General features: G+C 41.1%; 16 protein-coding genes. All 16 read right to left on the reverse strand.

Translation table 11 applies throughout. The features are described from left to right. Window positions 1-401 precede the first annotated feature (401 nt). Complete coding sequence (locus AC4ME5_RS01270) at window positions 402-647, reverse strand: DUF7720 family protein (RefSeq protein WP_491799436.1); 246 nt, start codon at window positions 645-647, stop codon at window positions 402-404. Window positions 648-854: 207 nt separating this feature from the next. Continuing rightward, a complete protein-coding gene (locus AC4ME5_RS01275; RefSeq protein WP_491799438.1) occupies window positions 855-1859 on the reverse strand; it encodes a GH25 family lysozyme in 1005 nt (334 codons plus the stop codon). A gap of 9 nt (window positions 1860-1868) precedes the next feature. Further along, window positions 1869-2099 (reverse strand): phage holin, encoded by a 231-nt coding sequence (locus tag AC4ME5_RS01280; RefSeq protein ID WP_491799440.1) that lies wholly within the window; start codon window positions 2097-2099, stop codon window positions 1869-1871. A 14-nt stretch (window positions 2100-2113) separates the two neighbouring features. Beyond that, window positions 2114-2395 carry a DUF7365 family protein gene (locus AC4ME5_RS01285; protein WP_491799442.1) on the reverse strand — a complete coding sequence of 94 codons (282 nt, stop codon included), beginning with the start codon at window positions 2393-2395 and terminating at the stop codon, window positions 2114-2116. 14 nt (window positions 2396-2409) lie between these two features. Then, on the reverse strand, window positions 2410-3018 hold the full coding sequence (locus AC4ME5_RS01290; protein ID WP_491799443.1) for a hypothetical protein: 609 nt from the start codon (window positions 3016-3018) through the stop codon (window positions 2410-2412). Further along, window positions 3008-3217, reverse strand: coding sequence for a hypothetical protein (locus AC4ME5_RS01295; protein WP_491799444.1), 210 nt, complete (start codon window positions 3215-3217; stop codon window positions 3008-3010). The genes AC4ME5_RS01290 and AC4ME5_RS01295 overlap by 11 nt, the downstream gene beginning before the upstream one ends. Beyond that, the gene (locus AC4ME5_RS01300; protein WP_491799445.1) at window positions 3214-6510 is read right to left on the reverse strand and encodes a phage tail spike protein; all 3297 of its coding nucleotides are present in this window, start codon (window positions 6508-6510) and stop codon (window positions 3214-3216) included. The genes AC4ME5_RS01295 and AC4ME5_RS01300 overlap by 4 nt, the downstream gene beginning before the upstream one ends. Beyond that, on the reverse strand, window positions 6507-7202 hold the full coding sequence (locus AC4ME5_RS01305) for a phage tail protein (RefSeq protein WP_491799447.1): 696 nt from the start codon (window positions 7200-7202) through the stop codon (window positions 6507-6509). The genes AC4ME5_RS01300 and AC4ME5_RS01305 overlap by 4 nt, the downstream gene beginning before the upstream one ends. Further along, window positions 7202-9985 (reverse strand): phage tail protein, encoded by a 2784-nt coding sequence (locus AC4ME5_RS01310; RefSeq protein ID WP_491799449.1) that lies wholly within the window; start codon window positions 9983-9985, stop codon window positions 7202-7204. Before AC4ME5_RS01310 ends, AC4ME5_RS01305 begins: the two co-directional genes overlap by 1 nt. Then, window positions 9985-10365: a DUF5361 domain-containing protein gene (locus AC4ME5_RS01315; protein WP_491799451.1), complete on the reverse strand. Its 381-nt coding sequence runs from the start codon at window positions 10363-10365 to the stop codon at window positions 9985-9987. Before AC4ME5_RS01315 ends, AC4ME5_RS01310 begins: the two co-directional genes overlap by 1 nt. Window positions 10366-10376: 11 nt before the next feature. After that, window positions 10377-10652: a hypothetical protein gene (locus AC4ME5_RS01320; protein WP_491799453.1), complete on the reverse strand. Its 276-nt coding sequence runs from the start codon at window positions 10650-10652 to the stop codon at window positions 10377-10379. A 3-nt stretch (window positions 10653-10655) separates the two neighbouring features. Further along, the gene (locus AC4ME5_RS01325) at window positions 10656-11240 is read right to left on the reverse strand and encodes a phage tail tube protein (protein WP_491799455.1); all 585 of its coding nucleotides are present in this window, start codon (window positions 11238-11240) and stop codon (window positions 10656-10658) included. Window positions 11241-11252: 12 nt separating this feature from the next. Then, window positions 11253-11588 (reverse strand): hypothetical protein, encoded by a 336-nt coding sequence (locus AC4ME5_RS01330; protein ID WP_491799457.1) that lies wholly within the window; start codon window positions 11586-11588, stop codon window positions 11253-11255. Continuing rightward, window positions 11585-11821, reverse strand: coding sequence for a hypothetical protein (locus AC4ME5_RS01335; protein WP_491799459.1), 237 nt, complete (start codon window positions 11819-11821; stop codon window positions 11585-11587). The genes AC4ME5_RS01330 and AC4ME5_RS01335 overlap by 4 nt, the downstream gene beginning before the upstream one ends. Continuing rightward, complete coding sequence (locus tag AC4ME5_RS01340) at window positions 11814-12152, reverse strand: hypothetical protein (RefSeq protein ID WP_491799461.1); 339 nt, start codon at window positions 12150-12152, stop codon at window positions 11814-11816. The genes AC4ME5_RS01335 and AC4ME5_RS01340 overlap by 8 nt, the downstream gene beginning before the upstream one ends. Beyond that, window positions 12139-12534 carry a phage Gp19/Gp15/Gp42 family protein gene (locus AC4ME5_RS01345; protein ID WP_491799463.1) on the reverse strand — a complete coding sequence of 132 codons (396 nt, stop codon included), beginning with the start codon at window positions 12532-12534 and terminating at the stop codon, window positions 12139-12141. Before AC4ME5_RS01345 ends, AC4ME5_RS01340 begins: the two co-directional genes overlap by 14 nt. Window positions 12535-12536: the final 2 nt, after the last annotated feature.

Genomic DNA, 12536 nt, shown 5'->3' on the forward strand with positions numbered 1-12536 from the left:
GAAAACTAAAAATCCCTAGCCATTTGACCAGGGACTAAGAGGCATCTTCATGTGATGAGCAGGTTCACACAACTCATCAAGGTCCGCTCCTGCGATATGACCTCCTTATGCTCAATAGTAGTCCGAAGACTACCTATCGACTCATCGCATCTACTATTCTACTAGATAGAGTCACTTTTGTCAACAGCCAAAGCTCTTTAGCTTCATTTACACAGGTGTATAAGAAAAACCTTGGTCTGCCAAGGTCATTTTGTTTCTAATATGCTAATTGCCGCCTTATATATACTATTTTATAGTGATTTATCCGAAAAGAAAGCCCTATTTTACGGGCTTTTTTATTTTTTCTTCATATAAATAAAGATAACTTCAAAAAACTTTTGGGGCGAGTTTGGGGCAAGGTATTATGTGCGATCACTTCGTTCCATCTCGTACATCCTAACAGAATGCAGGACCAGCTCACGGTACTTCCAAGCGTTGACTAGATACTCAATCACTTCAGCATCTTCGATTTCAAAGTCAAAGAGTAGCAGCAACTTGACCGTGTACTCATTCTTCAAAATCGGGACAGTGTAAGTCACATCCACCCAATGTTCATACCCTAATTCAGTCTGCTCTACACTTGTAAGCTCAATGTTCAAAATGTTCATATTTCTTCCTCCTACTTATCTATTCGTAAAAAGAATAAAAAAACAGAGAAAAAATCATTACTTTTTTGATTTTGAAAGTACTTTCGGAGAAATAGCTTGGATTTTAAATCCAACCTTTCCAGAGCAAACAAAAAAACCGCAAGCATAAGCCTGCGGTTAAACAATTAGAACAATATTTTAGAAAATTTCCTTTCTATTTTAAAAAAATTATTTTGTAGTAACAATTAGTCCATCAGGTAATACATCAAGCGCTGGTTTGTCTGAGCGGCTGCCATCTTCATTGACGTAGTACCAGCCACCTTCAACTTTAACAAGTTCTTCTGAAGACATTGCTCCATTCTCTTCTTTGAGATGGTATAGTTTGTCCTTGTATTGAACCCAGCCAGTGACCATTGCTCCTGAAGCATCAAGATAGTACCATTTACCATTCACAAGCACCCAACCAACGGCCATTGCGCCGTTTTCTTTTAGATAATACCATTTACTATCATCCTTCAACCAGCGAGAAGCTATTGAATAACCTCTCTCGTCGAAGTAGTACCAGATGCCATCAATCTTTTCCCATTCGTCTTTTGGATAAGAGCCGTCAGGATATTCATACCACCATCCGGTATCATTCTTTTTCCATTTGGGTTTAACTTCTTCATCGTCTAGTAAAACAATGTTCTTGTCGTACGGATTTGAAGAGTATTGCCACCAGCGAATCCCGTCCATGGATGGGAAGTATTCAAAATCAGCATTTCCATCATTTAGCCCATAGCCGGCAATCCATAAGCTATTAGGGAATTGCGCAAGAATTTGCTGGTAGTCCACATTGTTGAGCGTAAAAGGCTTATAGCTATAATAGATAGGTGTATAACCAGCATCAGCAAGAATTTGCATGAATCGGATACAGGCATCAGTGTTTGCTTGTACGTCTCCGCTTGCATGGTCTTCATAATCAAGTACCAAGTAAGGCACTTGTTTAGGTACATTATCAAGGAAGTAGCGTGCCTCTCGTTCGGCTTCTTCGATGTCACCTCCAAACCATGCGAAGTGATAAAATCCAACAGGGGTTGATTGTTCAATTTGAGCGGACAGGCAAGGATTTAGATAATTTGTACTTTCAGAAACTTTGATAATGGTATTCTGTGTACCCATTTGCTCTAAAATCCCTGTAATATCGTATCCATTATGACTGGATACGTCGATGAATAAGTCATTTTTCTTCATTGTTTTCTCCTAGTCCTCGCTTGGCTCGTAGTATTCGAGCGCTCTTTTGCTATCAGAAATTCCTGCAGTTGTTGGGTCATTTACAACGCCAATCAAAACAAGAATGTAAACGAATGTGTTCACACCATCCTGAATATTCTTTGGAATTTCAAGCCCGAATTGTTGGGCCATGAGAAAGATTGCTCCCAATAAAGCAATGAGTGTTGTTTTGTTTTTCAAGCGCAATTTCCAGTTAATCATTTTATTTCTCCTTTTTATTGTTGTTTGTTTTGAATCAAGCTTTTAAGCTCTCTTACATCCTCACCGAGCGATTTTACTTGCTCAGCTAGTACTAAGATAGCCTTATTTTGTTCATCGTGGTTATCGAGCCGTTTGTTGGCTGATGTCTTGAATTCGTTCAGATTTTCGATATCTTTCTCTAAAATCGTAAGACGATTCTCCTGCTTGGTTGCTTTATCTTTCATCGAAAAATAAAGACCAATCACAGGAATGAGGGTGATAAAGATCTGTACGAGAAATCGTTCATAATCTGGCATATAACCTCCCTCTTCTACTCAATTCGTGGCATTACGATGGTCAAAATGCCCTTCTGTAGCATTTCAGCAAGAGGCTGATCTTTCCAAGTGTAACCTTCATTAGGCTCCATCTGAAATTTCAGGATAGTTTGTGTACCTTGTGGCCATTTTGGATTTGTGTCGTAAGGATAAGGCATGGATACGATGTCACCGTTTGAATAACGACGGTCTTTTACAAGAGGCTTGATGAATGCTGACACCTTGGCATAAGCATTGGTAGGCATACCGCCGTTTTGAGAAATTGCCAGAGCAATCAAGACCTCACTGATTGCTGATACACTATCAAGATTCTCTTTGTTAGCAGTCAAGTCTGTCTTTGTTTTCGCAAGAGTCTGAACAGCTTGCTCAATCTCAGCTTGTGCCTTCACAATTGCAGAGCCTGGATCTAATTCAGTCTTGATAATATCAAGCACCGCTTGAATTAAGACATCCTCTTGCTCAGTCGTGCGGTCTCCTGCCAACTCACGCATGTTCGTACTGTAGCGACTGCCTTCTGACAGACGAATTTCAACCACGGTCTTGATATTATCACCAAAGCCTCGTGTATAAGGCTTGCTTGCTAGTTCATAACCGTTAATTGCCATTTGTCATTTTTCCTTTCACTTCTTCAAATTTCGCTTTGAGTTCTTCGTCAGATTCGATGATCTGCTTCATCTGCTCAAGCTCCATCGCGGTTACTGTATAGATGGCTTCGAGCGTAGCTGATTGAGTAGCCTCTTTGCTGATTTTCTCGCTAAGCGACTTAATCGCTAGACTGCTGATTTGTTTGTCTTGTTCGTTCATGCTGTTTTCTCCAATTTCTGTATTTTTTGATTGAGTTCTTGAATGGCCTTGATAAGATAAGGCACAAGTTCAAAGGTTCGATACGAATATGCACCGTCAGGATTTTCAAAAAATGCTTCAGGAGCATATTTCTGGACATCTTGCGCCATGATACCACAAGCGATATCTTCGATTTTGCCATCGTATTCCTTGCGATAACTGTATGTCTTTAGATTTTCGACTACATCGAGACCTGAGACTGTACTAACTTCGATATTATGCTTGTATCGACGGTCTGAGATTTCTTTATTCATCGGTATCCAGTCGTATCCTGAACCGCTGTAATAGAGGTAAAGATAGTTATTCGAAGGCTCAAAATTTGAGTACTTAGAAGAGTGAATCCAGTAACCAGATTTCCCTGAATTCTCATTATGGTAGTAAATGTTGCCAGTGACGCGGAGATCCCCATAGATGACAGGTGTATTCCAAAAATACGCTCGATTATAACAGTACATTTCCCCTGAACGCTTAACAAACCAAGCGTAATTCCCAGGAGCGTTCCAATCATTTCCCCAATTCACCCATAATGCTGTTTGAGACCATTTACCATAACCATTACTCATACCAACAGAGAATTGATCTCTACCCGTCAACCAATATACGGTCGGGTCTTTTTCATGTGTTCCAAGCTGGAATCCCCCAATTACCCCTTTGTAACCCTCAAGCAAAGTCGCAGATACTACTACCGACCTTAATTTATTGATGAAGGCTTCCTTAGCCGCAAGCGTATCTGTGAAGATGTCGCTTGAGACAAATCGTCTGGCCATGGCCTGGTCCATCATTAGCTTGTCTGCTGTGATAGTATTCGCTCCGATAATTTCAGCGTTCAGCTTAGCAAAATTACCTTCACCCACAAACAATCGCTTGAAGTAGCCATCAATGGCTGTTAATTCGTCAAGTAAGGTCTTGCCCTTGAGCCTAATTTTCTCGGCTTCAATCAAAGCATCATTATTCGTTGCGTTGATTTGTGAAGCGATAGCTCCAGCGCTTGTAAGATTTTGAACAGCCCATGAGCCAGCTAGCTGAGTCATTTTGGTCTGCGTTGCTTCAAGCGTCTTGTCTGTCTCTAAGGTCGCATCTTCTGGCGCTGGTTGCCATTTGCGATCGGTTGTGCCTTCGTAAAGATCAAGCTCGGTCATGAATAGACCGCCCCATTTGTTGGGATTGTTTTTGTCGTATTCGAATTGCAGATAACATTCATCGAATTCACCGACGTTGAATGTAATGGATTTCTTGACCGCTTTCGAAGCATCAAAAACAGGTCCATTAATCCATTTAGGCTGACCATTGAATATAAGTATCCTCTGTTGATAATCACTATCAGAGCCTTTTACGCGCTTACTAATATAAACCCTGAAATATTTTGAGTTGTTGTCGAACCCTAAAATATTCAACGTATAATCAGTATTTCGCTTGACAATGAACCGTGGGCTTTTAACGACGGCTCCTGGTCGCAGTTCAAACATGCGCTTCTGGCCGTTGAAATAGTAGCCGTGCGACGTAAAGCCCAAACGACCATTATCCTCAGTCCAATATTTCAGACCATCATCCGCTCTCGAATTTCGTAGCATGTTCGGACCGCCGACGCTTGAATATTTGCCGACTTCGACCTGAAATAACTGATTAGTCAGGGTCATACGTGCGACCTTCTCAGCAATGTCAGACTCGCTACTGCCAATAATACGCTCGTAGAGTCTACTGGTCTCCTGAACTCGCTGGAAGTCCGTCTGATTAGCCTTACCTGCAATCTGAGAAGATAAACTTGTGAATTGACCATCTACAGTCTGCTTGTAATTAGCTATTTTAATATCAATTTGGCCTTCAGTTGATAACTTTCCTACCTCAATTTTTCGCATAATCCCACGAAGGCCTTGTTGATAAGCATTCCTGTTGATATATCCATCAGCAACATCGGTTTTTAATTTGCTTATATCAGCGGTTGCCTGCTCACTAATTCGCTTAGCTTCCTGGGCAAGTAAGCTACTTGCGCCAGCGTTTTGCAAGGCTTCTTCAGCCCTTCGCTTAGCTTCTTGTAATGGCCCATTGTCGAAACTGCTAAACCGCTGGTCGATCGTGTCAGAGAGTTCTTGCTTGACTTCTTCGGCTCTGGCTTTGGCAGCGTTGAGACCGTCTGTGAATTGATTGACTAACTCTTCTTTCTGCCTATCAAATGCAAGGTCCGCATTCTTGATTTCTCTTGCTAGTTGAGTTTCGAACTTCCCTTGAAGTTTCTGAGTTTCATCTTTAACGGCATCACTCACTGCGTTACCAATCGCATTCGCAAGACCTGACTTAAACTGACCAAAACCAATTGTTTTCAATTTCTTGCCCATTGGTGAGTAGGTGTACTTAGTAATCTTCTTGCGCACATCAAGATTGTATTGCTCGTGGAAGATACTCACGACATCGAACATCTGAACAGGCACATCACTCTGACCGACAACCTCAATCTCAAGGCTATCTTCCATCATGTCGCAAAGCGATGTTCGATAATACTGCTCACCATACTTGCGTAGACTCGCTTCATCCTTCACGTCCTGGTCAGTAACCTCAATCACATCTTCGTAGATTTGACTGTATTTGTTAATGAGTGGACTATCAATGGTAACTGTGAACGTACGATCAGGTGTTTTCTCTCCCTCTCCCTTGACTGTCGCGATGAAAGTAATTCGAGTTTTCAGAGATTTAGTAGAGGTCTTGTGCTGATAGCTAGACAGGTTCTTTTTGTACATAAAAAGCGATTCACTTTCTGAACCGCCATTTTTCAAAAGTCGAACCTGATAGCCATGGCGAACAAGGTCGCCACCCCATTGGCCGATAATCGAGTGCTTATCTTTCGCAAATGCCTCCATAGCATTCTTGGAGCCAACATTGAAGGTGTGCCTATCTTCAATATCAGAGAAGAATGAGAACGGATTGTCACGAGTGATCGCGCCAGCAAAACGACTGAGAGCAGTTGAGCCAGTCGCTCGATCAAGAGTAAGCGAACTGACCACATAGTTATTCAAGAGGGTAAATACTTGATTCGCATAGACTTGAATATAGCCATGCTTCTTCTCTACCTCGAAAATGACAAAATCCTGTTCACCGTGAAGGTCATCAGCCGTTAGGAACGCCTCCTCCTTCAACTGCTCCCATAAGGAATCCGAGGTCGGAAATCGGAAGGACAATTGATAAGTGCTATTATTCTCTTGAACAATTTCATCAGCATAGGCAGCGTTCAGAGGCATATTTCCATTTGTTAAATAAATCAAATCTTATACCTCCAATTCGGTCGAATAGTAATTTTACGGACATTTCCGGTAAACGAGATTCCGACCTTACCAGTCGGTATTTCCAAGAACCCTCCACGTTTGCGAAGTGTGTTCTGAACCGCACCAGTAGCGTTGTAGATATTCTGCTTACCTTGCCTACAATCGATTGTAGCCTTTGTCTTAATCGCAAGATACATAGTTTTTCGACCAATTGTAAGGGAGATATCACCATCCCCCTCGATCTCGATGATTGGTTCCGAATAAATCGTCCCAAGATTATTGATTGTACCAGATGCAGTCAGAACCACAGGTTCTACAGCTTTTTGATAACGGAAGGGTTGCATGTCTAACTTGATTTCTAACTTCCAAGCATGATTCCCAAAAGGTTCAAAACTAGCAGTCACAAAGTTAGCATAAAACAATGAGCCAAGCTGATAGCTAAACTCCAAAACATTATCGTTCGATTGAAATTTATCAAGAATACTTGAAATCTCAACCATTTTTTTAACATGAAGAATGAAGGTTCGTTCGTAACTGTCGAAAGAACCGTCTAATACACGATAACTGCCATTGACTCCATAAAGGTCAGCCTTCTCTCCTTTCGGCTTAGCAGCCTCCACCTTCCCAAAATCTGTCACAACACAACCAGGAAGGCTTGATGTATTAAAACCGTTGATGATCATATAATCCATTAAATTCCCCCTCTCGCATAAATAGCACCGTGTTGTTCGTATGTTTTGAGCGAGATAATATCATTATCTAGGTAGACATCTGACGATTTTTCAAGGATAGCAGTAAGAATCTTCTCCATACTTGCTCTCAGAATCGCTATCTCAGACACTGTTTTACTCTCATGTGCTTCAAATTGAGCTGACGGCATAGCCAACTGTGCCTCAAGACTTTTTGTAACTGAGGCAGAGGAATTCAGATCAAGACCGTCTCCTGAAAATACATTTGAAATTTCATCAGCCATGCCTCCGACCGTTTGTTTAACATCCTTAAATTGGTCTTGCAATCCTTGGTCTAACCCCTTCATGATTGCATTACCTGCAGGGATCAACAATTTCCGGTCATATTCGATAGGACCTTTGTGTTCTGCAATCCAGCTAGCAATACCACCAACGAAGTCAGTGACAGAAGACCACATAGACTGCAAACCATTCAAGAAACCTTGTAAAATTGCTTGACCAGCTGCGAATAGGTCGATATTCCACAATTGATTGAAGAATCCAGTTACATTACTTACAAGACTAGATACCGCATTAGACATGCTGTTCCATGCATTCTGTGCTCCGGATACAAGACCATTAATAATGCTTAGAACGCTAGCTTTTAAAGTTTCCCACGCAGAACTTGCTACACTTTTAATAGTTTCCCAGATATTAGACAATATCTGAGAAAATCCATCAAAGATAGCTTGCCCTGCAGAGGACAATCCATTCCAGATTGATTCCCCAACGCTCTTTATAGCGTTCCATGCAGTTTCCCAATCCCCATTGATAACTGCCAAAACAGCCGTAATGATTCCACCAATAACGTCCATAGCTGTCTGAATAGCAATCTTAATCAATTCCCAGACAGTCGTAACAACCGTGCAAATATTGTTCCATGTTGTCTCAATAAAAGGAGCAAGAATATTCATTGCGGTTTCAATAATAGATTGAATAATCGGCATAACGGTCTGAATGACCATTTGAATAGCATTCCAGACAGTTTCAAATGTCTGCTGAATCAACCCTTGATTTTCAGACCACCACTGGGAAATTCCATCCCAGACAGATTTGATAAAGTCAACAACAGATTGGATAATAGGCGAAACAAACTCAACCATTGCATTCCATGCAGTAGTAGCCGCTTCAACCATACCATTCCATACTTCAGTTAAAATTGGAGCAATCGCTGACCATGTCTCAGAGAGCCAAGACATAAAATCTTGAAGAATTGCCTTTCCAGTCTCTGTTTGCGTAAAGAACCAAGCTAATGCTGCAACTGCTGCTGCAATCCACCCCACAAGAGGAATTGACGAAATAGCAGCCATCGCTGTTGTAGCAAATCCTGAAATAGCCGTCTGAACAATCGTAAATATTCCTGGTAGCCCACCTAAACTTTGAACGAATGTAGCAATTTTAGCAACGGGAAATCCAATCCCTAGAGCTACTACCGCAGTTTTGAGTAAATCTGCTGCTAACTGATTTTCTTTGAAAAAACTCGTAATTTCCTTAATGATCCCTGAAGCTTCTCTCAAAAATCCCGTTAATGTTTCAAATGCAAAACCGAGCAGGTTTACTCCCTGCTCTCCATCTTTGATTCCTAAAAGATCACCAACAAAATCACCGATAATACCCAATACATCACCGATTGCAGAACCAATGTTCTCAAAAGTGACTCGGATATTGTCTGCAATATTGATAATTTGATTCGCTGCATCCTCACTAAAACCAAGTGCATCTAATATCTCAAAATTCGCCTCTTTATCCATTGACCCAAAGATCATATCAAAGAAGGTTTCGAAAATTCCTGTCACATGTGCAAGTTGATCAAAAACAGCACTCCCAAAAGCATCTCCGAAAAGTTGAGAAGCAATATCACTGAGTCCGTGTGTTAAAACAACACCTAGCCCTGATAAGATGTTCCCTATCATGGGTAAGAAATTTCCGAATAAAAATGTTTTCGTTGTTTCTAATAATGACTGCAAGGCTGGTGTTACATTTTCACCAATTGCTATCTTACCTAGCACATTCTGAGCAGCTGCTTTCATGGATTCAAAAGAACCACTAAAAGTAGATGCTGCCTCTTTGGCAGTTGTACCAGTGATGTCGAGATTTTCTTGGATAGCATGGATGGCATTATAAACATCCGAAAGATTGTTAATGTCGTACTTAACACCCGTCAGTTTCTCTGCATCAGCTAAGAGCCGTTGCATTTCTTGCTTTGTACCACCATAACCAAGCTTCAAGTTATCCAGCATGGTATAGTTTTGCTTAGCAAATCCTTGATATGCCATCTGAATGCTTTCCATTGATGTCCCCATCTTATTAGCATTATCTGACATATCAATCATGGCCATGTTTGCTGTTTCAGCAGCTTTGTTAGTGTCACCACCAAGAGATTGCAAGAGGCTAGCTGAGAAGCCTGTCACATTTTCCATGTAGGCATTGGCTGACAGACCTGTTGTCTTGTAGGCTTCATTAGCATATCCCTTTACCTTATCGGCAGAATCTTTAAAAAGAGTTTCGACACCTCCTAGCGATTGCTGAAGCGCTGCACCTTCACTGATTGCTGCCGAGAAGGCTTTGCCAATCCCTGCTGCTACAATTACCTTTTTTAAAGTTGCCACCATGCTAGAGCCAAGAGACTCTCCGGCACTTGTTCCAGCAGATGCGACTTCTCCCCCCATCTCCTTCTGGATCATCCCTCCAATCCCTCTTGCAGATGGAATGATTTGCACATACGCTTTTGCAAGTTCTGTTGCCATTAGTCCTCACCTCCTACTCTGGCTAAGAATTCTTTACGGTATTTTTCAAAGTCCTCACCAGATTCAAACACTAGATGCTCTCTTTCATCCTTCTTCTTTTTATGTATCAATTGATCTAGGATATATTTAGGACGATTCTTCCCTTTCTGTCCATCCTTCGTCTGAATCCAAAGTGAAAGAGAAAGTCTATCAACCATACCAGCTAACAGCATTGTTTCTAAGGGGACGATTTGACCAGACAAGCGTTGCTTGATACGAGAATCATCTCTTAACCCATAGGCAAAAACAGCTACCTGCAAGAGAGGTAGCTGTCGGAAACTGTATATCTGATAGGTTTCAGCTAGATCACAGATAAGTGCATCTTCATCTAGTTTGATCATCTGATTAAGGACTAGGATTTTTTTAATTCTTGCACAGTATTGAAAACAGCCTTTAATTCTTCTGCTAGCTTATCAGTTGGCACAATACCGTCCTCTTCCCGCAAATGATCCTTAAAAGCCTTGGCTTGCTCTTCACCAAATAACAACTTGAGAACTTTAGGAAAAGCTTGACCATTTCCTTCATCGACTTCCCCCAATAATTCAAGCAGCTCATAGTTGTTTAAACGGCGCTCTGAAATTTCAAATTTAAAACCTGACGGTGTTGTTCCTTTAATATTTTTAGCCATTTATCACGCCCCCTGAATGTACTCATAATGAGTATTATTTTGATCATCTGGTAAAGCAGTAATAGTGAGATCATAGCCAATTGGTTCACCGTCTTTATAACTAATTTCCCCAATTTCACTAACCTTACCTCTCGGAATGACAATCCGTTTCAGTGCTCCATTTTTCAAGAACATATCGATGACAATACAATGCTCTTTCAATTCATCCGAATTAGCTTTAACAGTGATTCCTGTCTTCAAATCACCACTGACATTAGCTGCCCCATAAGTTTCCTTGAGGACGTCCACATTGAGACCTTCAATCAATTTGTATTTGAAGGTATCTTTCTTGTCAGTTTGAGATGATAGAACAGTCTGACCACCCCAAGCCTTTACATCTTCGCTTTCTGGTGAGTTTTCATTTGTCAAACCATCTTCGGAAATGAATCCCAAAGTTTTTAATGCAGCATCTAACTCTGATTTTGCATTTGTTGGCAAAGTTGTCCCTAACGGTGCGCTGAATACAGCTCCGCTTGCTTTCGGTTTTGCAGCAGTAACGTTAGCTGCCGATGCAACATTAGCTGTTACTGTTTGTTCTGATCCTTCCATAGAATCCTCCTTTTAAAAATAATTAATGTCATAAACCGCTTGATAGCGATATTGTTTCGTGTCTGTGTCTGTAAAGTTATAATCACTATTGTGATGCACACCACTAATCTCATTAACCGTGATGAGATTCTCAACTGCTTTTTTGACTTTCTCATTCAATTCAGCAGCCTTTTGCAAAGATGGCGCATAACTTTGAAAAGCGAAAGTAGCAGAATGGACATAATCACTTCCACCACTTCCAGTTTTTTCTAAAATGACATAACTTTCAGGCATGTCTTGTTCATGCTCAAAAAAAGACGGAACATCTAACATTCCGTCCAAAAATTTTTTTACAATTACTTCAATCATCTCATAGCCTTCAGTAAAATATTATGTTTTTTATTTCGAGCCATACTTTTGATATCCGTGGTACTAATTTTGGCATTGGCTCGCTTTTGACCAGGAGAAAACTTTAACTCAAACCCTTCACCAGCACGTTCTGCAATTTCGCTTCCCCTCTCCTCCAAAATGCCTTGCATTTCAGGAGATCGTAATAGAGCAGAAACACCCGATGAGTTCAATTCAAATTTCACTTTACTCATACGCTTCAACCATCACTTTCTTGTTCCAGTCCAAAGGCATCATGGCTTCAATGCCTTCTAACGGAAAGCCAATCGTGCGCCATTTTCGCCCAAAGAAACGAACCTCACGGTCTTTCCACTCGTTCTGGTCACCTTTTGGGATTCCTAGCGTATAAGAAGCCTTCTTTCCGGTCAGATTGAGCTGATTAGTGACATCTTCTGTTGAAGCTGGGACAACCAGAACATTTTCTACTTGAATTTCAGTATTCACATAGATTGGATGCCCAAAGTCATCCCTACCATTCTTGGTTTTCCCAATCAAAGTTACAGTAATTCCTTTAATCCGTCCCATAGATATCAATCACCCCATATCTTTGTTTTTTGAGACCTAGACGTTTCAATTCAGAGTCCTTGATGAAGAGACCACCTCCAGGGACTAGATAAGAACCACTCACTGAGTAGCCCAAGGCACTTTCAGCAAATTGAGTCACCGGCTCCTGGTCAGTTGAAGTCATTAGGGTACGAGCTACCACATCAACGGTGACGGACTTGACCACCATAGCAAAAGATGGATCAGTAGCCACTAACACATCTAAATTCTTGCCAACTTTTTTAGCTTCGACGCGAAGAGAATGAGAAACAACTTCCAACAGCGCCTCGGCTCGTTTTTCCTCATCGAATTTCAACGCTCGCCACAATTTTTTCAAATCTTCGACTGTTGCAAAGTTTTCCATCT

It is taken from the genome of Streptococcus sp. A69, assembly GCF_058556195.1.

Bases quoted from the DNA above. Each gene is read 5' to 3' on its own strand.
- AC4ME5_RS01270 (WP_491799436.1), bottom strand. From the start codon at position 647: ATGAACATTTTGAACATTGAGCTTACAAGTGTAGAGCAGACTGAATTA.
- AC4ME5_RS01275 (WP_491799438.1), bottom strand. From the start codon at position 1,859: ATGAAGAAAAATGACTTATTCATCGACGTATCCAGTCATAATGGATAC.
- AC4ME5_RS01280 (WP_491799440.1), bottom strand. From the start codon at position 2,099: ATGATTAACTGGAAATTGCGCTTGAAAAACAAAACAACACTCATTGCT.
- AC4ME5_RS01285 (WP_491799442.1), bottom strand. From the start codon at position 2,395: ATGCCAGATTATGAACGATTTCTCGTACAGATCTTTATCACCCTCATT.
- AC4ME5_RS01290 (WP_491799443.1), bottom strand. From the start codon at position 3,018: ATGGCAATTAACGGTTATGAACTAGCAAGCAAGCCTTATACACGAGGC.
- AC4ME5_RS01295 (WP_491799444.1), bottom strand. From the start codon at position 3,217: ATGAACGAACAAGACAAACAAATCAGCAGTCTAGCGATTAAGTCGCTT.
- AC4ME5_RS01305 (WP_491799447.1), bottom strand. From the start codon at position 7,202: ATGGATTATATGATCATCAACGGTTTTAATACATCAAGCCTTCCTGGT.
- AC4ME5_RS01310 (WP_491799449.1), bottom strand. From the start codon at position 9,985: ATGGCAACAGAACTTGCAAAAGCGTATGTGCAAATCATTCCATCTGCA.
- AC4ME5_RS01315 (WP_491799451.1), bottom strand. From the start codon at position 10,365: ATGATCAAACTAGATGAAGATGCACTTATCTGTGATCTAGCTGAAACC.
- AC4ME5_RS01320 (WP_491799453.1), bottom strand. From the start codon at position 10,652: ATGGCTAAAAATATTAAAGGAACAACACCGTCAGGTTTTAAATTTGAA.
- AC4ME5_RS01325 (WP_491799455.1), bottom strand. From the start codon at position 11,240: ATGGAAGGATCAGAACAAACAGTAACAGCTAATGTTGCATCGGCAGCT.
- AC4ME5_RS01330 (WP_491799457.1), bottom strand. From the start codon at position 11,588: ATGATTGAAGTAATTGTAAAAAAATTTTTGGACGGAATGTTAGATGTT.
- AC4ME5_RS01335 (WP_491799459.1), bottom strand. From the start codon at position 11,821: ATGAGTAAAGTGAAATTTGAATTGAACTCATCGGGTGTTTCTGCTCTA.
- AC4ME5_RS01340 (WP_491799461.1), bottom strand. From the start codon at position 12,152: ATGGGACGGATTAAAGGAATTACTGTAACTTTGATTGGGAAAACCAAG.
- AC4ME5_RS01345 (WP_491799463.1), bottom strand. From the start codon at position 12,534: ATGGAAAACTTTGCAACAGTCGAAGATTTGAAAAAATTGTGGCGAGCG.